The 21,105-nt window shown below is 73.1% G+C and carries 18 protein-coding genes; 4 read left to right on the top strand and 14 right to left on the bottom strand.

All coding sequences use genetic code 11. From position 1 onward, the window contains the following. Positions 1–69: 69 nt before the first annotated feature. The 4 genes from FHR36_RS01275 to FHR36_RS01260 all read right to left on the bottom strand — a co-directional run bounded on the left by FHR36_RS01275 (position 70) and on the right by FHR36_RS01260 (position 5,413). On the bottom strand, positions 70–783 hold the full coding sequence (locus FHR36_RS01275) for a DUF5819 family protein (RefSeq protein ID WP_253792956.1): 714 nt from the start codon (positions 781–783) through the stop codon (positions 70–72). 111 nt (positions 784–894) lie between these two features. Beyond that, on the bottom strand, positions 895–2,223 hold the full coding sequence (locus FHR36_RS01270; protein ID WP_301329672.1) for an ice-binding family protein: 1,329 nt from the start codon (positions 2,221–2,223) through the stop codon (positions 895–897). Between the two features lie 765 nt (positions 2,224–2,988). Beyond that, positions 2,989–3,822, bottom strand: a complete 834-nt coding sequence (locus FHR36_RS01265) for a YhjD/YihY/BrkB family envelope integrity protein (RefSeq protein WP_253792952.1) — start codon at positions 3,820–3,822, stop codon at positions 2,989–2,991. Between the two features lie 268 nt (positions 3,823–4,090). Then, a complete protein-coding gene (locus tag FHR36_RS01260) occupies positions 4,091–5,413 on the bottom strand; it encodes a dicarboxylate/amino acid:cation symporter (protein ID WP_253792949.1) in 1,323 nt (440 codons plus the stop codon). 354 nt (positions 5,414–5,767) lie between these two features. On the opposite strand from FHR36_RS01260, the gene FHR36_RS01255 reads away from it, so the two are divergent. Further along, positions 5,768–6,967, top strand: coding sequence for an MFS transporter (locus FHR36_RS01255; RefSeq protein ID WP_253792946.1), 1,200 nt, complete (start codon positions 5,768–5,770; stop codon positions 6,965–6,967). Between the two features lie 27 nt (positions 6,968–6,994). Here the strand turns inward: FHR36_RS01255 and FHR36_RS01250 are convergent, their stop codons facing one another. From FHR36_RS01250 to FHR36_RS01225, 6 genes are all read right to left on the bottom strand, one after another. Beyond that, positions 6,995–8,065: a LacI family DNA-binding transcriptional regulator gene (locus FHR36_RS01250; RefSeq protein WP_253792944.1), complete on the bottom strand. Its 1,071-nt coding sequence runs from the start codon at positions 8,063–8,065 to the stop codon at positions 6,995–6,997. A 5-nt stretch (positions 8,066–8,070) separates the two neighbouring features. Next, entirely contained in the window at positions 8,071–8,400 is a 330-nt protein-coding gene (locus FHR36_RS01245; RefSeq protein ID WP_253792942.1) for a DUF4229 domain-containing protein, read from the bottom strand. A 77-nt stretch (positions 8,401–8,477) separates the two neighbouring features. After that, positions 8,478–9,008, bottom strand: coding sequence for a GNAT family N-acetyltransferase (locus FHR36_RS01240; RefSeq protein WP_253792940.1), 531 nt, complete (start codon positions 9,006–9,008; stop codon positions 8,478–8,480). An 11-nt stretch (positions 9,009–9,019) separates the two neighbouring features. After that, entirely contained in the window at positions 9,020–10,318 is a 1,299-nt protein-coding gene (locus FHR36_RS01235) for an MFS transporter (protein ID WP_346141771.1), read from the bottom strand. Positions 10,319–10,423: 105 nt separating this feature from the next. Next, the gene (locus FHR36_RS01230; protein ID WP_253792938.1) at positions 10,424–11,686 is read right to left on the bottom strand and encodes an MFS transporter; all 1,263 of its coding nucleotides are present in this window, start codon (positions 11,684–11,686) and stop codon (positions 10,424–10,426) included. 438 nt (positions 11,687–12,124) lie between these two features. Continuing rightward, on the bottom strand, positions 12,125–12,574 hold the full coding sequence (locus FHR36_RS01225) for an ATP-binding protein (protein ID WP_253792936.1): 450 nt from the start codon (positions 12,572–12,574) through the stop codon (positions 12,125–12,127). A gap of 463 nt (positions 12,575–13,037) precedes the next feature. Between FHR36_RS01225 and FHR36_RS01220 the strand changes: the two genes are divergently transcribed. Continuing rightward, a complete protein-coding gene (locus FHR36_RS01220; protein ID WP_253792933.1) occupies positions 13,038–14,255 on the top strand; it encodes a sigma factor in 1,218 nt (405 codons plus the stop codon). 12 nt (positions 14,256–14,267) lie between these two features. Here the strand turns inward: FHR36_RS01220 and purU are convergent, their stop codons facing one another. Together purU and FHR36_RS01210 are read right to left on the bottom strand one after the other, a co-directional pair. Continuing rightward, positions 14,268–15,134: a formyltetrahydrofolate deformylase gene (gene purU / locus FHR36_RS01215; protein ID WP_407660775.1), complete on the bottom strand. Its 867-nt coding sequence runs from the start codon at positions 15,132–15,134 to the stop codon at positions 14,268–14,270. Between the two features lie 136 nt (positions 15,135–15,270). After that, positions 15,271–15,774 (bottom strand): SCO4402 family protein, encoded by a 504-nt coding sequence (locus tag FHR36_RS01210; protein WP_253794640.1) that lies wholly within the window; start codon positions 15,772–15,774, stop codon positions 15,271–15,273. Between the two features lie 206 nt (positions 15,775–15,980). Here FHR36_RS01210 and FHR36_RS01205 point away from each other — a divergent pair, with 206 nt between their 5' ends. Continuing rightward, complete coding sequence (locus FHR36_RS01205; protein ID WP_253792931.1) at positions 15,981–17,276, top strand: ABC transporter substrate-binding protein; 1,296 nt, start codon at positions 15,981–15,983, stop codon at positions 17,274–17,276. Positions 17,277–17,342: 66 nt separating this feature from the next. Here FHR36_RS01205 and FHR36_RS01200 read toward each other — a convergent pair whose 3' ends face one another. Continuing rightward, positions 17,343–18,524, bottom strand: a complete 1,182-nt coding sequence (locus tag FHR36_RS01200; protein WP_253792929.1) for a hypothetical protein — start codon at positions 18,522–18,524, stop codon at positions 17,343–17,345. Positions 18,525–18,633: 109 nt separating this feature from the next. Next, positions 18,634–20,010: an NsdA family TPR-like regulatory protein gene (locus FHR36_RS01195; protein WP_253792927.1), complete on the bottom strand. Its 1,377-nt coding sequence runs from the start codon at positions 20,008–20,010 to the stop codon at positions 18,634–18,636. A 259-nt stretch (positions 20,011–20,269) separates the two neighbouring features. Here FHR36_RS01195 and FHR36_RS01190 point away from each other — a divergent pair, with 259 nt between their 5' ends. Beyond that, positions 20,270–20,965 (top strand): bifunctional DNA primase/polymerase, encoded by a 696-nt coding sequence (locus FHR36_RS01190; RefSeq protein WP_253792925.1) that lies wholly within the window; start codon positions 20,270–20,272, stop codon positions 20,963–20,965. Positions 20,966–21,105 lie beyond the last annotated feature (140 nt).

The following is a 21,105-nucleotide window of genomic DNA, read 5'->3' as shown; positions in this document are numbered from 1 at the left end:
GGCCGTGTGCCGGTGTCGCCGGTCGGCAAGACCGTTTGGCGTGGGCCGGACACAGGAGGTGAGGCCTGCTCAGTTCCCATTGGGTGTCACCTTCCACCAGGGCAGGTACCGGGTGTCGACTGCGGCCGGCGTTGTCGGGCGGGGGGCGCCGGGCGTGCTCGGCGCCGCAATCGGCCTCGTGATCACCCGCACCTGGACGGCGTCGAACGTACCGCTCTGATGGGCGGCGGCTCGCTCCACCGCAATATTGCGCAGGTACTTCTGCAACATCAGAGCGCGCGCCGAGTGCGGCTTGTCGTCGGCGCCCTGCAGTTCGAGGTAGGAGGTCCAGGCGCGACGCAGCATGTTCTGGGTCGTGTGGCTCGGGAAAATGTTGTGCTCGACGTCGGAATCGTCCATGGCGGTCAGGTCGAACCATTCGCCGACCTGAGTCGCGCCGTCCGGAGAGGTCCTTGAGGTCCTCACGGAAATCTGCCGGGTGACCGACTCCGGATCCGGAGCGAAAAGCCGCCAGTTCTGCTCGAACAACGGGTAGATCCATGCATTGATCTGCCTGCTGTAATACTGCGACATCTGGTTCGGCGGGGCTACATACAGAAATACCAGAAGCACGTGGACGAGGGACGTTGCCAGGCACAACGCCACGGCCACGACCAGGGTCGCCGCCAGCGTGCGCGGCGGTCCCGGGGCGGTGATGGAGTCGTCGGCCCGTTGACGGCTCGACTCCATCGCATTCACGGACTCTGTGCCGCCCAGCACCTGGCCGGGCCCGGTCCTTCCCATCTTGTCTGCTCCCCTCGGCTCTGCTTCCCCTGAGCGCCCTTGGGGGCGCGCAGCGGAATCCGTGACGATCCACCGCGCGCCGCCAAGGCCTGTCCGGCTCCTACGGCCCGGCTACGAGCTCACAGACTCGTCGCCGCCGTGGTCGCCGCCGTGGTCGCCGCCCTGCTCGCCACCGTGCTCGCCACCGTGCTCGCCACCGTGCTCGCCGCCGTACCCACCACCGTGCTCGCCGCCGTGCTCGCCACCGTGCTCGCCGCCGTACCCACCACCGTGGTCGCCGCCGTGCTCGCCGCCGTGGTCACCGCCGTGCTCGCCGCCGTGCTCGCCGCCGTACCCACCACCGTGCTCGCCGCCGTACCCACCACCGTGGTCACCACCGTGGTCACCGCCGTGCTCGCCGCCGTGGTCACCGCCGTGCTCGCCACCGTGCTCGCCACCGTGGCCGCCGCCGTACCCACCGTGGTCACCGCCGTGCTCGCCACCGTTTCCGCCGCCGGTGGTGCCGCCGCCTGTGGTGGCCCCACCGGTGCCGCCGGTGCTGCCCGCGATGAGCCCACCGAGGACGCCGCCCGTGGTGCCACCCGTGGTCAGGACGCCGCCGAGCAGGCCACCCAGGGCACCACCGGTCCCGCCGCCTGTCGTGGTGCCGGCGACCGCGTTACCAGTGGTGCCGCCGGTGGTGCCGGCGATGAGGCCGCCCGCGGTGGTTCCGGCGACCGCGCCACCCGTCGTGGTGGTTCCGCCGGTGCCGCCGGTGGTGCCCGCGGTGGTACCGCCGGTGGTGCCGGCCGCGCAGGTCGCCCGGGTGATCCGGTTGGTGTCGAGCGTCACGGAGCCGGCGGTCTGCGCCAGCGCCCTGCCGTCGAGGGTCGCCCCGGTCTGCATACCGATCGAGGCCAGGGTCATGATGTTGCCCACGAAGGTGGTGTTCGTGCCGATCGTGGCAGAGCTCCCGACCTGCCAGAAGACGTTGCACGGCGCCGCGCCGTTGGTCAGGAGCACGTGGCTGTCGGAGGCCGTGATCAGGGTCGAGCCGATCTGGAACACCCACACGGCATTGGGGTCACCGTGGGCATCCAGCGTTAGCGTGCCGGTGAGGTTGATGGATGACGTCGCCTTGTAGACGCCGGGGTCGAGGGTCAGACCACCGAGGTCTCCGGGGGAGGTGAGGTCGAAGTCCTTTGCCTGGCCCGCGGCAGCGTTGTACGCCGTGGTCAGGTCGGTCTGGGCCTGCGCCGCGAGCGCGTCCGTCTGGTGGATCGAACCGTTCACCTGGATGGGGAGCAGGCCGGTGATCGATGTCCCCGGACTCACTCCGACGTCTCCGGTGATCACGGAAGGACCGGTGTTGGTGACGGACTGGCCGCCCAGAACCGCAAAGCTGTCGGCCGCTCCGAGGTTGACGGCCGTGGCAATGGCGTGAGCCGGGGACAGCGACATCGTGATTGCGGCGGCGGCGATGAACACTACCGTCGCAATCCAGGTGGAAATCGTGCGCCAGTGAAGCGCACCAGAGATGTTCAGTTTCATCTAGAGGCCTATTTTTTGTGGGGAAATATGGCAGGTCAGCGATCTCCGTCGATGTGCGACGAACACTGGAGGCTTCCCGTCGGCAGGTGACATCGCCCTGAAGTCCTTCGAGGGGAAGAGAACCGACTTCACATTAACCGACATTAAAGATCCGTACACGATCCATATGGGTGAAATTCCCACGCCGGACGTTGTTCGAGTTCGCCGAACGCCATATGGGCACAGGGCCCACGGACCGGCCGCCGTCCAGTTTGCGTCGCGTGATCGACGAGTCCGGGGCGACGCCCTCGCGCCTCGAGAGATGAGTGGGAGTCGGCGATCGGACGGGCGGGGCCGGCCGGTGTCACCACGCGAACGAAGGGAGTTGATGAACGCGCAGAGTTTCTCTTGATCACTCGTCCACGAAGGACTTGCGATCCAGAACAGGGTTGCACGCCGGTGCGCCGACGCCACCGAAAGACACGGTCGATTCACTCTGTGCCGACCCTGCCCGGTGGACTGTCACGCGGAATCGGGCCGTGCACTGACCACTGAACGGCGGATCAACGGTGACCCACCAAGCACGGCGCAGGGGTCAGTCCCGTCATTTGAGACATCGGTTGGTCCGGGCGCGCCCGACACGCCGCACTCCTTGATCACGGTCGAGACCGGCCGCTGGACTGCCGCCCTCAGCCCTCACCTTCGCCGTTTCAGTGCACTTCTCACGCGTGGGAGTTCCTCGTGGAGCAGTCGGCCGACCAGCGCGCCGCCGAAGACGACGACTCCCACGCCGACCAGCCAGGACTGGATGACCAGCACGGCCCCGAACGGGCCGTAGGTGACCGTGTTGGACGCGATCAGCGGCGAGAAGACGAGCCGGGAGAACAGCCGCAGGCCGAGCAGTCCGACCACCGTCACCACAGACCCCGGAAGCAGGGCGCGCCGGCGCACCCGCCCGCCGAGCAGCAGCCATTGCGACCACCAGACGAACAGGACCGCGGTCAGCGCCGCCACCAGGCCGCCGGCCGGGGACCGGCGCCAGAGCGTGCTGGTGGCGGACAGGAAGAGGAATCCGATGAGGACGGCGAGCCACAGCACGTGCCGCCAGCGGGCCCACCAGCGAGCCGGCGGCAGGTTCCAGACCTTCTCGTAGCCGCTCTGCACGGCGGCGCCGAACGACAGCCCGAACACCGCCAGGGCCGCGAGACCGAAGGCCGTCGTCGTCCGGAACGCCTGGCCGGGCCGCCCGAAGAGCTGCTCGACCTCCTGCCTCGAAGCCGGCGACACACCGAGCCCGTCCCCCAGCCACTGCGCGAACCCCCGCCCGCGGTCCGGATCGGCCGCGGACACCACGATCAGCAGCGGGACCAGGGTGAGGAACCCGAGCGCCGCGAAGCCCAGCGCCCGCTGCGACAACTGCAGATCACCGCCCCGCACCCAGCCGCGCCGGGCCGGCGACCGGCGGAGCACCTGCCGCAGCCGTCGGAACAGAGACGGCTTGTCCGAATCGCTGGAGGCTTCCGTCGGCATGCACGTTGACTACCACGATCGAAGCGCCGCCGGTGGAGGGCGCGACCACAGGAGCCGAGCCGGATCCTCGGTAGGGCGTGCCGGCGAAACCCGCGCCGACGCCGAGCTGGAGAGCACCGGCGCCGAGGTTCTCGACAGCCTGTTCCGCAGCGCGGCCGCCCACCTCGCGTTGCCGACCGGGACCGAGTAGCCGGCCGCGAGGTCCTTCCACACAGCGGTTCGGGCCCTCCCCCGATGTTCAGGGAAGGGCCCGAATGGTCTGCGTGCGTTACGCCGCGACGGTCACCAGGTCCGGGCTGTTCACCGGCTCGGCCAGCAGGTCACCCGACGGCTTGTCGTACGCGTCGCGGTCGAGGATGCCCTCCCGGGCGGCCACGATCACCGTGGTGACAACTTGACCACCCACGTTGGTGGCGGTCCTGACCATGTCGAGGATCGGGTCGATCGCGATCAGCAGGCCGGCGCCCTCCAGGGGGAGGCCGAGGGTGGAGAGGGTGAGGGTCAGCATCACGGTGGCGCCGGTGAGGCCGGCGGTCGCGGCGGAGCCGATGACGGAGACGAAGGCGATCAGCAGGTAGTCGCCGATGCCGAGGTGGATGCCGTAGAACTGGGCGACGAAGATCGAGGCCAGCGCGGGGTAGATCGCGGCGCAGCCGTCCATCTTGGTGGTGGCGCCGAACGGGACGGCGAACGAGGCGTACTCGCTCGGGACGCCGAGCCGCTCGGTGACCCGGCGGGTGACGGGCAGGGTGCCGATCGAGGAGCGGGAGACGAAGGCCAGCTGGATGGCGGGCCAGGCGCCCTTGTAGAAGTTGAGCGGGTTGAGGCCGCCGGCGAAGCGCAGGAGCAGCGCGTAGACGCCGAACAGGACCAGGGCGCAGCCGGCGTAGACATCGACGGTGAGGGTGGCGAAGGGCGCGAGGAGGTCCCAGCCGTACTTGGCGACGGACTTGCCGATCAGGCCGAGGGTGCCGAGCGGGGCGAGTCGGATGACCCACCACAGGGCGGTCTGGGTGAGTTCCAGGACGGATTCGCTGATCTTCAGGACGGGCTCGGCCTTGGCGCCGATCTTCAGGACGGCGGCGCCGACCACGACGGCCAGGAAGACGATCTGGAGGACGTTCACCTGGAGGAAGGCGTCGGCGATGTTGGTGGGGACGATGCCGGTGAGGAAGTCGACCCAGGTGCCCTTGTGTTCGGGCAGCTTGGGCTTGTCGGTGAGGTGGGCGCCCTGGCCGGGGTCGGTGAGGAGGCCGAGGCCGAGGCCGATCGCGACGGCGATCAGCGAGGTGGCGAGGAACCAGAGCAGGGTGCGGACGGCCAGGCGGGCGGCGTTGGTGACGTTCCGCAGGTTGGCGACGCTGACCACGATCGCGGTGAAGACCAGGGGCGGGACCGCCAGCTTGAGGAGCTGGACGAAGGTCTTGCCGATGGTGTCCAGGGTGGTGGTGAGCCAGGAGACGTCGCCGGCGCGGGCGATCCAGCCGAGCAGCAGGCCGAGGACGAGGCCGCCGACGATCTGGGCCCAGAAAGGGGTCCTTCGCAGTCTGCCGAGGACGGTGGGCGCGGCGGAGGAGGGCGCGGTGGGCATGGGAGTGCGACTCCGGTGTGGGGTGAACGGGCGGGGCGGAACGGGGCGGCGGCACGGCGGGACGCCCACCCGGCGAGGAGGTGCCGGGGCGTCAGGAGTGGCGTGCCGCCCGGATACAGCGACAGCTGCGCGGGCCGTTCACGGCACCGGCGAGGCGCGCGCGGCAGGGGGCGAGCGGAGTGCTCGTCCCGTGCTGGAGGGCGGCGCCTGCGGTGGTCATGGCCGAGACACTAGCAACAAACCTTTGAGATGTTCAAAGTAGAAGTTTTAGATCAGCTTTGACCAAGGGCAGTTATACGTATAACTTGGTGAGCATCCCACCCTGCCGCCCGCGCGCCCACCCGGAGGACGACCATGGGCTATACCGCCCTGCTCCGCGCCCCCCATGTCACCCGGCTCCTCCTGGGCACCCTGCTCGGCCGCCTCCCCGCCGGCATGACCGCCCTGGTCATCGCCCTGGCGCTGCGCGAGGCGGGCACCCCGTACAGCCGGATCGGCCTGGCCACCGCCGCGTACGCGATCGCCGCCGCGATCGGCGGGCCGGTCCTCGGCCGGATCGTGGACCGCACCGGGCAGCCGCGGGTGCTGGTGGCGTCCGCCGTGGTCGCCGGGACCGGGTACGCGTTGCTCGCGCTCGCCCCCGGCTCGGTCGTCGCCGCCACCGCCGGGGCCGCCCTGGCCGGTCTGTTCATGCCGCCGCTGGAGCCGTGCCTGCGCGCCCTGTGGCCGGACGTGGTCGACGAGGAGCACCTGGACACCGCGTACGCGTTCGACTCCGCCTCGCAGCAGGTGCTGTACGTCGCCGGACCGCTGGCCGTCGCCGGGATCGCCGCCGCGTTCGGTCCGTCCACAGCCCTGTGGACGGCGGCCGCGCTCGGCCTCGCCGGTGCGCTGATCGTCGGCACCGCCGCTCCCGCCCGCACCTGGCAGGCGCCGCCGCGGTCCGCCTCCGCCGGGCTGCTCGGGCCGCTGCGCTCCCCCGGACTGGTGCTGCTGCTGATCGGCCTGGCCGGCGCGGGCTGGACGGTGGGCTCGCAGAACGTGCTCTTCATCGCGTACGCCGAGCGGCACCCGGGCGGGCTGCCCGGCGGGGCCGGCACCCTGCTGGCGCTCGCCGCGCTGGCCGGGCTGCTCGGGGCGCTGGCGTACGGCGCGCTGACCTGGCGGGCCTCCACCGCCACCAGGACCTGGGTGCTCGCCCTCGGCATGGCCGTCAGCTACCTTCCGCTGGTGCTGCTGCCCGGCCCGCTGCCGATGGCGGCGCTCGCGTTCCTGTCCGGTGCCGTGCTGGCGCCGCTGCTGGCCGCCGCCTTCGTCCTGGTCGCCGAACTCGCCCCGGCCGGCACGGTGACCGAGGCCTTCGCCTGGCTGGTCACCCTGTTCGCCACCGGCAACGCGGCGGGCTACGCCGTCTCCGGGTCGCTGGTGGAGGGTTCGCTGAGTGCCGTCGCGCTGTGCGCGGCGGCCGGTATCGCGGTCGGCGGCGTACTGCTGTTCGCCACCCGTGCGCAGCTGCAGCCGGCGCGCCGCGCCGAGGCCGTGCTGGCGGCCTGAGCCGCCCGAGAGCGGGGGCCGCGGCGGTCAGGTCGCGGGGGCGGTGGAGGACCGGACCACCAGGGTGGTGGCGAGCGGGGCCGCGGCCGGGGCGGGCCGGCCCTGGAGCAGGGCGGCGAGCGCGGTGACACCGGTGCGGCCGAGGGCTTCGCCGGGGAGGTCCACGGTGGTGAGCGGCGGGGCGAGCTGTTCGGCGACCGGGATGTTGTCGATGCCGATCACCGAGACGTCGCCGGGAATCCGCAGACCGAGTTCGGCGGCGGCCTGGTAGAGGCCGGAGGCGACCACGTCGTCGTCGCAGATCACCGCCTGCGGCCGGTCGGCCCGCGCAAGCAGTCCGTACGCGACCTCGCGGGCGGCGGGCGCGCCCTCGTTGAGCGGGACCCCCACCTCCAGCACCTCCAGCTCCGCGGCGGCCGACTCGAAGGCGGCCTGCCGCATCCGGAAGGTGTACGCGGACAGGGTGGAGCGCAGGTGGCCGATCCGGCGGTGGCCGAGGGCGGCGAGGTGGGCCACGGCGGCCCGCATGCCGCCGGCCACGTCGAGTTCGACGGTGGGGCGGTCGGGGTAGCGGGCGGGGTCGGCGTCCAGGTAGACGGCGGGGGTGTCGGCGGGCAGGTCGCCGAGCTGGCTGTCGTCCGGGGAGCAGAGCAGCAGGCCGTCGAAGCGGCCGGTGGCGGCGGCGTCGGCGAGGGTGTCGCCGTCCCAGCCGCTGCTCACCACGACGGCGAGGCCGCGGCGCCCGGCCTCCTCGTGGACGCCGGTCAGCACCCGGCCGAAGAACGGTCCGAGCAGGTTGGGGACGGCGAGCAGGATCATGCCGCTGCGGCCGAGGCGCAGTTGGCGGCCGGCGGCCTGCGGGCGGTAGCCGAGGGTGCGGGCCGCGTCGCGGATCCGCTCGCGGGTGGCGTCGGAGACCCGGTGGCCGGCGTCCCGGCCGGAGAACACCAGGGAGACGGTGGCCTGGGACACCCCGGCGAGCCGGGCCACGTCACGGCCGGTGGGCCGGCGTCCGCCCGGGCCCGCGGCCGCGCCCGCGTCGGGCGCGGAGACATCGGGCGCGGAGGCGTCGGGAACGTGGGTGTCCGGGCCGGACATCGGGGTCAGCGCTGCTCGGCGGCCGCACGGGCGGCGTCGTCGAGCGCGTCCTCCTCGGCGTTCTGGGCGGCGATGCGCTGGGTGGTCTTGGTGCGCATGGACTCGACGCGGCCGACGATCTGCTCCGACATGGCGTCCCGCTGCTTGCTGAGCAGGACGTAGCTGAGCGGCGCGGAGACCAGTCCGGCGAGCAGCACCAGGAAGACCACGCCGGTGGAGCCGGCCACCGGGAGGATGCCGTAGTGGCCGAGCAGCAGCGCGATCAGCAGGCAGCCGAGGAAGATGCTGGCCCGCAGGGAGGTGTAGCGGAGCGTGGCGTACTTCTTGCTGCTCACGTCGGGGTCCTTTACTGCTGGGGTACGGCGGGTGGTTCCGGGTGCGGTATCCCAGTGAAGCACGTCCGACGCGGAGCTCAGTCGCGGAGGTCCAGCCACATGGTGACGTCGTCGCGGTCGTCGCCGGGGCCGACCCGGATGGCGCCGGGCACCCGGCCGACCTCGGCGTAGCCGCAGCGGCCGTAGAACCGCTCCAGGCCGTGGCCGCCGCGCAGGGTGAGCCGCAGGCCCGCGAGGTCCCAGTCGCGGGCGATCCGCTCGGCCTCGGCGAGCAGTTCGGCGCCGTAGCCGCTGCCCTGGAAGTCAGGGTGGACCATGACCCGCTTGAGCATCCGCCAGTGCTCCATCAGGTCGAAACGCATGGACTCGAAGAACAGCATCCCGGCGACCCGGCCGGACTCCTCCTCGACGGCGAGCAGCAGTCGGTCCGGCCGGCCCGGGCCGGCGCCGGCGAACTGCTTCTCGGCGGTGACCCAGACGTCGTCCTCGGTCACCGGCGGGACGAAGCCGACCGCCCCGCCGGCGTTGGAGACGTCCGTCCACAGCGTGACGAGGGCGGCGCGCAGCTCCAAGGTGAGCTCGGGGTCGAGGGTGAAGCGCAAGGTCATGGGCGTCGAGCCTACGCGGCCGCCGCGACGGCCTGCGGCCGGCGTCGCAGCGCGAGGCAGCACAGGACGGCCAGCGCGCACAGGGCGCCGGCCGCGTACCAGGCGGCGTCGTAGTCGCCGAAGCGGTCGCGGGCGAGGCCGGCCAGTCCGGCGACGGCGGCGGCGCCGATCTGGTGGCAGGCGAGCACCCAGCCGAAGACGATCGGGGCGTCCTGGCCGAAGTGGCGGCGGCAGAGCGCGACCGTGGGCGGGACGGTGGCGACCCAGTCCAGGCCGTAGAAGACCACGAAGGCCAGCATCGGCGGGTGCAACGACTGGCCGAACAGCTGCGGCAGGAAGAGCAGCGACAGGCCGCGCAGCGCGTAGTAGGTGATCAGCAGCCGGGAGGAGTCGAAGCGGTCGGTGAGCCAGCCGCTGGTGACCGTGCCGACCACGTCGAAGATGCCGATCAGGGCGAGCAGGCTCGCGCCGGTGGTGACCGGCATGCCGTGGTCGTGGGCGGCGGGGATGAAGTGGGTGCCGACCAGTCCGGCGGTGGTGGCGCCGCAGATCGCGAAGGAGCCGGCCAGCAGCCAGAACGGCCGGGTGCGGGCCGCCTCGCGGAGCACCCGCAGCGAGCGGGCGAGGGCGCCGCCGGTGATCTGCGGCGGGGGCGGCGGCTCGGTGGCGCCGTACGGCAGCAGGCCGAGGTCGGCGGGCCGCTCGCGCATCAGCAGCAGGACCGGGACGGCGACCACGGTGGCCGACAGCGAGACGGTGACCACGGCGGTCCGCCAGCCGTGGTGCTCGACGAGCGAGGCGAGCACCGGCATGAAGACCAGGTTCCCGGCGGCGCCGGCGGCGGTGAGCACACCGGTGACCAGCCCCTGCCGGGCCTGGAACCAGCGGCCGGAGACGGTGGTGGCGAAGGCGCCGGCCATCGAGCCGCTGCCGAGGCCGACCAGCACGCCCCAGCAGAGGATCAGTTGCCAGGCCTGGGTCATCAGGATGGTCAGTCCGGAGCCGACCGAGATGGTGAGCAGGGCGCAGACCACCACCAGCCGGACGCCGAAGCGGTCCATCAGGGCGGCGGCGAACGGCGCGGTGAGGCCGTAGAGGGTGAGGTTGACCGAGACGGCGCTGGAGATGGTGGCGTGGGACCAGCCGAACTCGCTGTTCAGCGCGTCCATCATCAGGCCGGGTGCGGAGCGGAAGCCGGCCGCGCCGATCAGGACGATCAGCGCGACGGCGGCCACCACCCAGCCGTAGTGCAGGCGTGGGGTTCCGGCGGGGGCGTCGGCGGGAGTCCGCCGGGTGGTCAGCTCGTTCACCAGGCCGAGTCTGGCGATCGCGGGTCGGGGAGGCGAGGGGTTTGTCTGCCACCTTCCATCAGAATGAAGCCACCCCGCCGGGGGGCGGTCCCCGGCACGGCCGGGTCAGGAGGCGGAGCCGGTACGGGCGGTCGCCCGGCCGAGCCGGCGGATCGGCGGGGTGAGCAGCAGGGCGGCGGCCACCAGCAGGGTGACCGCTCCCCCGCCGGCCAGCACCTGGCGGGGGCCGAAGGCCTCGGCCGCCGGTCCGGCGAGGGCGGCGCCGACCGGGAACATGCAGACCGAGCCGGCCACCTCGTACGCGTGGATCCGGTTCAGCACCTCGCCGGGTACCTGGGTCTGCACGCTGGTGGCCCACATGACGCCCCAGAAGGTGATGCCGGCGCCGGAGGCGAGCTGGGCGGCGGCGAGCAGGGCCGGCGGCAGGTCGAGGGCGAGCGCGAACTGCTGCAGCGGGAAGGCCAGCAGGGCGATCGCGCCGCCGGTCAGCGGGCGGGCCGGCTTGATCCGGATGGCGACCAGTCCGCCGAGCACGGTGCCCGCGCCGAACGCGCAGTTGAGCAGGCCGTAGACGGTGGAGCCGTGTTCGGGGACCACCAGGCCGGCGGTGATCGGCAGCAGCGGGCCCCAGGAGAGCACGGTGAACGCCATCCAGATCACGATCACGCCCCACATCCAGGCGCGGGCGCGGAACTCGTGCCAGCCGACGACCAGGTTCCGCCAGAGGCTGTCGCCGGGCGGCGGGGCGGGGACGGGGCCCAGCCGCAGGGTGAACAGGCAGAGTGCGCTGATCCCGTAGGTCACCGCGGCGATCACCATCACCCAGCCGGTGGCGGCTCCGGCCAGGAGTCCGGCGACGGCCGGTCCGAGCAGGGTGGTGGCGGCCTCGGAGATCCGCAGCACACCGTTGGCGCCCTGCACGTCCCGGGCGACCAGGGGGACGGTGGAGGCGGCGCCGGGCTGGAACATCGCGGCCGCGGTGCCGGCCACGGCGAGCAGCGCGTACAGCTGCCAGAGCTGGTCGACGCCGCGGAAGAAGAGCACCGCGAGCAGGGCACGGGTGGTGAGGTTGACCAGGTCGGCGATGATCATCAGCCGCCGGGCGGTGAACCGGTCGGCGAGCACCCCGCCGACCAGGACCAGCCCGGCGAACGGGGCGATCAGGAAGGCCATCGCGTACCCGACCGTGCCGAGCGGGCGGCCGGCGGCGAGCAGTCCGGCCGAGACGGCGACCGGCAGCATCGCGTCGCCGAGCAGTCCGGAGGAGCGGGCGGTGAAGTAGAGGCGGAAGTTGCGGGACCAGATAGCGGGTTCGGGCCGGGCGTCGAGGTGGGGGGCGGCGCTGTGCCGGAGGTCTGGTGCGGTCACAGACGACAGTTTTGGTGTAGACCACCTGGGAATTCCACTGGTTTCACGATGCGGACGCACCCGGCGGCGGACGGCCGGACGGCGGCGCGCCGCACGCGCCCCGAGCACGGCACGGCGGGCCGCCATCCGGCGGGACGCCGCGGGCCCTGAAGCCGAGGCGTCTGCGCTCCGTACTCGCCGAGGGCCCCTGGCGGCCTTGCGGACGAACCCCCTGTGTCGGCACCGCCCGGTGTCCTCGGCGTCCCCTCGCGACGGAGAGCTGCACCCAAGAGTGATCAGTCGAATACGTCACGTCAATGGGTTGTCCGAAATTCGGAAGGGTTGCCGCCTGTTCCGGGTCTGCGGGAGCAGCGGCGGGGCGCCCGGGAGCACGGCCGGCGTACAGCGGGGCGCACGGGCCGCAAGGATGCGGGCGGCGGACGGGCGGACAGCGGCGGATCAGCGCGCCGCGGCCACCGGCTCCGGGCACTCCAGCGGTACGGTCGCGGCCGGGTCGATCTCGCACCACACCCGCTTGCCCGAGCCGTCGGGGTACCAGCCCCAGCGGTCGCAGAGCAGCTCGACCAGCTCCAGGCCGCGCCCGTTGGTGGCGTCCTCGTCGTCGCCGGCGTGCCGGGGGGCGGGGGCCGCGTGGCTGCTGTCCGCCACCTCCACCCGGACCGGACAGCCCGCGTCGGCCGCCGGCATGGTGAGTCTCAGCACGGCGGGACAACCGGTGTGCACCACCGCGTTGGTGACCAGCTCGGAGACCACCAGCACCAGGGTCTCGGCCACCGGCGCGGCCGGGTCGAGCCCGTGCCCGGCCAGTCGCGCCCGCACCCACCGTCGCGCCCGGCCCACCTCGGAGGGATCCGCCTGGACCGCCAGCTGTACTTGAAGTACCTGCACCGCTCCACCACCCGCACTCGGTATTCGGCCCGCTTGAGGCACGCCGGTCCGGCCGGCCGCGCACCACTGGGATGCCTGGCCGGACTGCCCATGGCATCGACACGAATACGCCTCAGAATGATTCCGCGGGTGGGCCGCAGCAAGCGCTTCGGGCATATTCCAGCGATCGGGGGACGGCTCGGTGCATACTGTCCCGCTCACCCTGCCGGGCATCGCACGACCGGTCGGTGCCGCCCCGCTCGTACCCGACGACGGTACCGCCAAAGGGGGTCGGGACCGTGGTAGCCACGAGCGAACCACCCCTGCTACGTATGTCCAGCGCCGCTCGAACACGCCGCGCGCCGGGCCGCACCACCACGGATCCGGCACCGTTCGTCCACGCTTCCGCCGAAACCCCGTCAGTCCCCGGGCCCGGCCACTACCGTGGGACCTTTCCGACCCGGGTGGCGGCGAAGGGGGTTCAGTGGACGCACCCGATCGCGCGCCCGGCAGCGACCGGGACCTCCACCGGCGCCTGCTGCGCGGCGAGGAGACCGCGCTCGGTGAACTCTACGACCGCCACGCGCCGCTGGTGCACGGTCTCGCCGCCCGTACGTCCGACGACGAGGCGGCCGCCGAACAGCTCACCCGCGAGGTCTTCGCCCACCTGTGGAACCACCCGGAGGCGTACGACCCGTCAACCGGTCCGCTGCGCGCCTGGCTCGGCGGGTGGACGCTCGGCGCCGGATCGGGACCGGCCGTGGAGCCCGTCCCGTGCACCGACGAGCCGCTCGACCTGCCGGTCGGGCTCCGTCAGCAGGTGTTGGAGTCCTGCCTCGCCCAGCGCCCGGCCGAACTGCCGGTGCCGGTCTGGGCCGCCCCGTACGCGGCGGAGAGCGCCCGCCTGGACGCGCTGCTGCGCGACCTCGGCCCGGACGAGTGGCAGGAGGTCGCCGAACTCGCCTGGTCCGGCGGGGTGCAGCGGTGGCGGGCCGCCGAGGTGCTCTGCCACCTGGCCGCGGTGGACGCCTGCCTCGCCCCGGTGCTCGGCCTTCCGGACCCGGTCCCGGTCCTGTCGCTGCGGGTGCCCGCGCAGGGCGGGGACGACCGGGTGGAGCCCCAGGGCGGCCCGGCCGGGCTGCTGCTGGACCGCACCCTGGCGCTGATCGACGCCCACCGGGGACGGCCGGACGCGGAGGTCCGGGCCTGCTGGCGGTGGCAGAGCCGGGCGCTGGTCCGGGCCGCGGCCCTCGGCGCCGACCCGGCGGCCGCCGTCGACTACGGCTTCGCCCGGCTGCCGCTGGCCGACGCCTTCCTGGACCGCGCCTTCGAGTGCTGGATCCACGGCGAGGACCTCGCCCGCGCGGTCGACTACCCGTACGAGCCGCCGGCCGCGCCGCACCTGCGGCAGCTGATCGGGCTGGGCGCGCGGATGATCCCGCTGGTGCTGGACGGCGCCCGGCCGGGCGGGCGGCGGATGCTCAAGCTGGTGATCGAGGGCCCGGCGGCCGGCGAGTGGCTGGTCCCGCTGGACGGCGATCCGGACGGCGTCCCGGTCGCCGAGCTGGTGGTCGACGGGCTGGAGTTCTGCCGGCTGGCCGCCGCCCACCTCGACCCGGACCGCGTCCCGGTCGGCGCGAGCGGCGACCGCGCGGTGATCCGCCAGGTCCTGCGGGCGCTGCCGCTGCTCTCCCGCCCGTAAGGCCTGGAGGGCCTACGCGAAGACGACCGTCCGGGAGCCGTTGAGCAGCACCCGGCGCTCGCTGTGCCACTTCACCGCACGGGCCAGCGCCTGGCACTCGACGTCCCGGCCGAGCGCCACCAGCTGCTCGGGGGTGACGTCGTGGGTGACCCGGGCCACCTCCTGCTCGATGATCGGGCCCTCGTCCAGGTCGGCGGTGACGTAGTGGGCGGTGGCACCGATCAGCTTCACGCCGCGGGCGTGCGCCTGGTGGTACGGCTTGGCGCCCTTGAAGCTCGGCAGGAAGGAGTGGTGGATGTTGATCACCCGGCCGGAGAGCTCCTTGCAGAGGTCGTCCGAGAGCACCTGCATGTAGCGGGCCAGGACCACCAGGTCGACCTGCTCATCGGCCACCAGGTCGAGCAGCCGCTGCTCGGCGTCCGCCTTGGTGTCGGCGGTCACCGGCACGTGGTGGAACGGGATCCCGTACGACTCGGTGAGCGCCCGGAAGTCGGTGTGGTTGGAGACCACGCCGACCACCTCGATCGGCAGCGCGCCGATCCGGGTGCGGAACAGCAGGTCGTTCAGGCAGTGGCCGAAACGGGAGACCATCAGCAGCACCCGCATCCGCTCGGTGCTCGCGTGGATCTGCCAGTCCATCCGGAACGAGGCGCCGATCGCCGCGAAGCTGGCCCGCAGCTTCTCCGCGTTGACCGGCTGCTCGGCGCTGAAGTGCACCCGCATGAAGAACAGCCCGCTGCCGGCGTCGCCGAACTGCTGGCTGTCGATGATGTTGCAACCCGTCATGAAGAGGTAGCTGGAGACCGCGTGCACGATCCCCTGCTTGTCCGGGCAGGACAGCGTGAGGACGTACTGGGCGCTGGCGGTCGGCTCGTCCACGATGCGGGCCCCGTTTCTCTCGTCGCAGGTGTCGGCGCAGGTGGACAAGGGTGGCACAGAACCGTCCCCGTCCGTCGTACCGCCCGAACCCCGAGACTCCGGGACGGCACGGCCGGGAGGCCGTGCTGGACCCGGCTCAGACCTGGGTCAGCTGCCGGAGCACGTCGAGGCTCACCGGCGGGGCGTCCGGGTCCTCGCCGTCGTTGACCGCCAGCCGGTAGTGGGCCTCGCGGGCGGCCTGGACGGCCTCCGGCCAGTCCTGGTGGGCCAGGTAGGCGGCGGCGGGCGCCTCGGCGCCGACCTGGTGCAGCACCCGCAGCACCCGCAGCACGGCGGCGTCGACCGCGACCGCCTCGGCGGAGTCCCGCAGCACGGAGCCGACGTACTTCTCGGCCGACCAGCGGTCCAGCCAGGTGTCCTCGACCAGGCGGTAGACGGCGTCGGTGAGGTCGCCGTAGCCGTCCCGGCCGTGCAGCCACGCCTCCTGCTGGAAGGCGGGGTCGGACAGCATGTGGAGCGCCGAGCGCAGGCGGGCGCGCCAGCGCCACCAGGGCAGGTCAGTCAAGGGCATGCCGCCCATCGTGCTGGAGCGGCGGGCGGTTCGAGAAGAGGTTCGGTCAGACCGATACCGAGAATCCATGCTGTCGGACACACGAACGATCGTACGTTCACCCGCGGACCGCCATCTACACGCGTCACCCACGGCGATCCCCCGGTGTTCCGTCCTCGTTGGCCGGTCGTTCACATTGCGTCCCTCTCGACGTGCCCGGCCAGGTCAAGGCTGGTTCCGGCCAGTCCCGCGCCCGGGGGCGCGGGGTTCCCATTCCCGGGGAGGGGACGAGCAGCATGACCTCGATCGGAGCACCGGACCACCATCGGACCGCCGGACCCGGCGCAAGCCGCCGTCCGGCCGGAGCGCTCGCCGCAGCCGCGGTCCTGCTCCCCGCACTGCTCACCGCCTCCGCCTGTGGCGGGCCCGCGGGCGCCGCCGACGCCGCCCAGGACCTCGCGGTGATGACCTGGGCGCCGTCCGACACCGGCTCCGCCGACCGGCCGGGCATGACCGCGCTGGCCGACGCGATCGGCCGCGAGCTGGGCGCCAAGGGCGGCCTGGGCGGCCGCAAGGTGCGGGTACTGACCTGCAACGAGCACAACACCGCCGACGGCGCCACCGCCTGCGCCCGGCAGGCCGTGGACGCGCACGTGGTCGCGGTGGTCGGCTCGGCCAGCCAGTTCGGCACCAACTTCATGCCCACCCTGGAGTCGGCCGGCATCCCGTACCTGGGCGGCTACGGCCTCTCCAGCCCGGAGTTCAGCAGCCCGCTCTCCTACCCGGTGGCCGGCGGCATGCCCGCGCTGGTGGCCGGCAGCGGCCGGCAGCTGGTCGAGGCCGGCTGCAAGCAGATCTCGCTGATCCGCCCGGACACCCGGGTCGGCGACAGCCTGGCCGGCTACCTGAGCGGCGCGCTCAAGCAGACCCAGGTCAAGCTGACCGACGTCAAGGCGCCCGAGATGTCCAACGACTACACCCCGGTCGCCCGCAAGGCCATCGGCGACGACCGGGGCGGGAACTGCGTGCTCAGCGCCCTCGGTTCCGAGCCGACCTCCAACCTGCTCGACCCGTACCGCCGGCTGGCGCCGAAGAACACCCAGTTCGCCTCGGTGATCGGCAGCGTCCAGCAGTCGGTGGTCGACTCCACCGGCGGCGACAACGGCCCGCTGCGCGGCGCCTACGCCACCGCCTGGTTCCCCGCCGAGTCCTCGCGGGTCTGGGACGGGCTGCGCGCCACCGCCCGCACCTACGGCGGCGGCGCCACCATCGACGTCTCGGACCCCGGCGTGCAGACCACCTGGGTCGCGTACGAGGTGCTCAAGCAGGCCGCGAGCCGGGTCGACAAGAGCCGGACGCTGACAGCCAAGGCGCTGCAGACCGTGCTGGACAGCGGCGACCCGATCGACACCGGCGGCACCACCCCGCCGCTGAGCTGGGGCATGACCAACATGCTGCCGAGCGCCGACTCGCCGCGACTGGTCAACACCTCGGTCACCTTCCAGCAGGTGCAGGGCGGCCGGCTGGTCGAGCAGCACAACGGCTTCATCGACGTCCGCTGGGTGCTGACCAACGGCAAGCCGCCGGCCTGAGCCGGCCGGGCCGAAGCACGCCGAAGGGGGCGGGACCGATCCGGTCCCGCCCCCTTCGGGCTGCGGTCACAGCTCCGACTTGTCCTTGGTCGGCAGGCCGGTCTTCCCGGCCACCGCGTTCCACAGGTCGGAGGCCTGGGTCTTGGCGGTGGTCGCCTGGCCGCTGGCGTCGTTGGCGTTCTTCAGGTGCGGGTTGTCCTTCACCTTGGCCGGGTCGCAGCCGGCGCTCGCGTCGCCCGCCCAGGCCGCGTACTCGGAGTCCGCGGTGGCCGAGGCCTGCCAGGCGGCCTGCAGCTGCTGGGTCAGCTTGGCGCCGTCCGGCAGCAGGTCGACCTTGAGCCCGCCGAGCTTGGTCAGCAGGTCCTGCCGCTGGGTCGCGGCGGAGGTCAGCTTGGCCTGGGCGTCGGGGAGGTTCTCGCACTTGCCGACCGAGGCCACCGCGCCCACCACGGCCTGGCGGGAGGCGCTGGCGGTGCCCAGCAGGTCCGACAGCGCCTGGGCCTGGGCCTTCATCTCCGGGGTCACCGCACCGCCGGCCGGGGCCGGCGCGGACTGCGCCGCGGAGGCCTTGGCGACCGGCTGCTTGGCGCCGCTGCCGCCGCCGTCACCGCCGCTCGTCAGCACGGCCACCAGGATGCCCACGACCGCGACGGCGGCGATCGCGCCGCCGATGATCAGCTTCTGGTCGGGCTTCCGGGACGGCGCGGCCTCCTGGTACGGCTCGGCGGGGGCGTATCCGGGGGGCGCGGGCTGGCCGTACGGCTGGCCGCCGAAGGTCTGCCCGGGGGCCGGCTGCCCGCCGAAGGTCTGACCGCCGAAGCTCTGCCCCTGCTGCGGGTACGGCTGGCCCGGCTGGCCGCCGAAGGTCTGGCCCGGGGCCGGCTGCCCACCGAAGGTCTGGCCACCGAAGCTCTGCCCCTGCTGCGGGTACGGCTGGCCGGGCTGGCCGCCGAAGGTCTGCCCGGGCGCGGGCATGCCGCCGCCCACGGTGGGGTCGGCGGCCGGGTACGGCGGCAGGTACTGCGTCTCGGACGCCTCGCCCGTGGGCGCGGCGGCCTGCGGGGGCACGGCCCCGGGCGGCGGCGGGCCCCAGTACTCGGGGCCGCCCTGACCCGTCACCGGCGGCGCCGCCTGCTGCTGCGGCACCGGCGGCTGCTGCGCACCCGGCTGGGCCTCTCCCGGCTCCGGCCGGAAGAGGTCGTCCAGGTTGAAGTCACCTGAGTTCGAATACGAGCGGCGTTGGCTCAACGCGATTCCTCACCTGTGCTTGTCCCGCACGCTCGTTGACGGCGGACCACAACTGCTGGCCCACGCTACCTGTTCACCGGTACGGGTGACTACGCGGGCAGACGTTCCCTCACGCGGCCTCCCCGTCCACCCGGGCATGGAACTCGCGGACCGCCCGGTGCCCGCGGTACGGCTCCAGCCTGCTGCGGAAGTCGTCCAGGTACTCCACGCCCCGGTTGGAGCGCAGCCCGCTCAGCAGCCGGACCGCCTCCACGCCCGTCTCGCAGGCCCGCTCCAGGTCGCGCTGCTGCAGCTGCGCGGTGGCCAGCAGCACCAGGTCGACCGCGCGCCGGCGCACTCGGTGCGCGGGGTGCAGTTCGAGTGCGGTCCGGGCGTACCGCTCGGCCTGCTCGCCCTGCTGGAGGTCGCGGTGGCAGTGAGCCAACTCGTCCGCCAGGTAGGCCTCGTCGAAGTGGACGATCCAGTCCGGGTCCTCGGCCGGGTTGCGCCGCTCCATCGCCGCCAGCGCCTTGTCGGCGACCGCCTCGCAGGCGACCGAGTCGCCGAGCAGCGCGTGGCCGCGGGCCTCCGCCGCGTAGAACATCGCCATCGCGGTGGGGGTGGCCACCGTACGGGCGCCCTCCTGCGCGGCCCGGGCGAGTTGGGCGATCTCCCGCGGGTTGCCCAGGGTCGCGGCCAGATGGCTCATCGAGGCGGCCAGCACGTAGCCGCCGTAGCCGCGGTCGTCGGCGGCCTGGGCGAGGCGCAGCGCCTGGATGTAGTAGCGCTGGGCGAGGCCGGGCTGGCCGGTGTCCACCGCCATGTAGCCGGCCAGCTCGGTGAGCCGGGCGACCGCGCCGAAGAGCTGACGGCCGGTCTCCTCCCGGTAGGTGCCGCCGAGGAAGCCGGAGACCACGCTGTTGAGGTAGTGCACCACCACCGGGCGGACGTGGCCGCTGCCGAAGCGGTGGTCCAGGTCGACCAGCATCTGGGTGGTGGCCCGGATCGCCGCCACGTCCGCCATGCCGACCCGGGTGCCGCCGGCGCGGGCGACCACCGGGTCCGGCGGGGTGATCAGCCAGTCCCGGCTGGGCTCGACCAGCGCCGAGGCCGCGACCGTCGTACCGGCCAGGAAGTCCCGGCGGCTGACGTCGCTGCGCCACAGCTCGCAGATCTGCTCCAGCGCGGCGGCCAGGCTCGGTGCGAACTGCAGGCCCACGGCGGAGCTGAGGCTCTTGCCGTCGGCCATGCCGATCTCCTCCACCGTGACGCCGCGGCCGAGCTTGCGGCCCAGCGCCTCGGCGATCACCGCCGGCGCCTGGCCGCGCGGCTGCTGGCCGCGCAGCCAGCGCGCGACCGAGGTCTTGTCGTAGCGCAGGTCGAGCCCGTGCTCGGCGCCGCAGAGGTTGACCCGGCGGGCGAGGCCCGCGTTGGAGCAGCCCGCCTCCTGGATCAGCTGCTGCAAACGCTCATTGGGCTCTCGTGCGACGAGTGGTCTCGCGGCCATGGGCTTCGCCTCCCCAACGCCACCGGACGCGACCGGAGGCGACGACTGTGCAAACAACCATCGGAATACCCACGGTGACGGATCCACTCCCCACGCGCCCTGACGAATGCCCCTGTGCGCCCCCACTGCGCCCGTTACCGCCCCAGGTCACCGCGGCCCCCGGGTTTCAGGATCACCGTTTCGGGTGACATCGTGCGGCGCGTCCGGAGTGGTCGGAATCGAACCGTAACCCCACTCACGGACGGTAGTTGAGCAGCACGTGGAGAACACCCCAGGAGCCCCCGAGCAGGGTCTGCCCCCGCTCCTCATCGAAGCCGTCCGTTACGCCGAGGACCGCCACTGGGAGGTCGCCCCGGGCACATGGCTGATCGACGGCGACGGTCCGGCCCGCTGCTCGTGCGGCGACCAGCAGTGCGAGCTGCCCGGTGCGCACCCGACCGGTACGGACTGGCGGCGCCGGGCGAGCGCCGGCCCCGGGGTGGTCCGCAAGTGGTGGACGGAGAACCCGGAGGCCTCGATCCTGCTGCCGACCGGGCGCTCCTTCGACGTCCTGGACGTCCCCGAGGTGGCCGGCTGCCTGGCGCTGGCCCGGATGGAGCGGATGGGCCTGCAGCTCGGCCCGGTGGTGGCCGTCCCGGCGGCGGCCGGGCGGGCCGGGCGGCGGCTGCACTTCCTGGTGCTGCCCGGGGTGCTGAGCAAGCTGCCGGAGATGCTGCGCAAGCTCGGCTGGACGCCGGACCGGCTCGACCTGGTGGCCCGCGGCGAGGGCGACTGGATCGTCGCCCCGCCCTCCCGGGTGGGCGGCTACAGCTTCGCGCAGTGGGCGCGGCCGCCGTCCGCGATCAACCGCTGGCTGCCGGACGCCGCGGAGCTGATCAGCCCGCTGGCGTACGCCTGCGGCCGGGAGGCCCCCTCCGCACGACCCGCGCAGAGCCAACCGGCGGGGGTCCGCTGACCGGTGCCCTGCGCCGAACAGGTGAGGGGCACGCACCGCGCTGCACCCCGCGCGGTACCGACGGGCCCCGTCTCCCACCGGAGACGGGGCCCGTCGGACGCATGTCCGGGAAAGGAAGGTTCTACCCGGCCGTCAACCCG

The organism is Kitasatospora cinereorecta, assembly GCF_024172095.1.
GTDB lineage: Bacteria > Actinomycetota > Actinomycetes > Streptomycetales > Streptomycetaceae > Kitasatospora > Kitasatospora cinereorecta.
Note: the sequence above shows the minus strand (reverse complement) of the source record. Positions and strands in the feature narration are given on the sequence as shown.

What these genes read in the sequence shown, in the direction of transcription:
- FHR36_RS01275 (WP_253792956.1), bottom strand. Translation starts at nt 783, where the DNA reads ATGGGAAGGACCGGGCCCGGCCAGGTGCTGGGCGGCACAGAGTCCGTG.
- FHR36_RS01270 (WP_301329672.1), bottom strand. Translation starts at nt 2,223, where the DNA reads ATGTCGCTGTCCCCGGCTCACGCCATTGCCACGGCCGTCAACCTCGGA.
- FHR36_RS01265 (WP_253792952.1), bottom strand. Translation starts at nt 3,822, where the DNA reads ATGCCGACGGAAGCCTCCAGCGATTCGGACAAGCCGTCTCTGTTCCGA.
- FHR36_RS01260 (WP_253792949.1), bottom strand. Translation starts at nt 5,413, where the DNA reads ATGCCCACCGCGCCCTCCTCCGCCGCGCCCACCGTCCTCGGCAGACTG.
- FHR36_RS01255 (WP_253792946.1), top strand. Translation starts at nt 5,768, where the DNA reads ATGGGCTATACCGCCCTGCTCCGCGCCCCCCATGTCACCCGGCTCCTC.
- FHR36_RS01250 (WP_253792944.1), bottom strand. Translation starts at nt 8,065, where the DNA reads ATGTCCGGCCCGGACACCCACGTTCCCGACGCCTCCGCGCCCGATGTC.
- FHR36_RS01240 (WP_253792940.1), bottom strand. Translation starts at nt 9,008, where the DNA reads ATGACCTTGCGCTTCACCCTCGACCCCGAGCTCACCTTGGAGCTGCGC.
- FHR36_RS01210 (WP_253794640.1), bottom strand. Translation starts at nt 15,774, where the DNA reads ATGGATTCTCGGTATCGGTCTGACCGAACCTCTTCTCGAACCGCCCGC.
- FHR36_RS01205 (WP_253792931.1), top strand. Translation starts at nt 15,981, where the DNA reads ATGACCTCGATCGGAGCACCGGACCACCATCGGACCGCCGGACCCGGC.
- FHR36_RS01195 (WP_253792927.1), bottom strand. Translation starts at nt 20,010, where the DNA reads ATGGCCGCGAGACCACTCGTCGCACGAGAGCCCAATGAGCGTTTGCAG.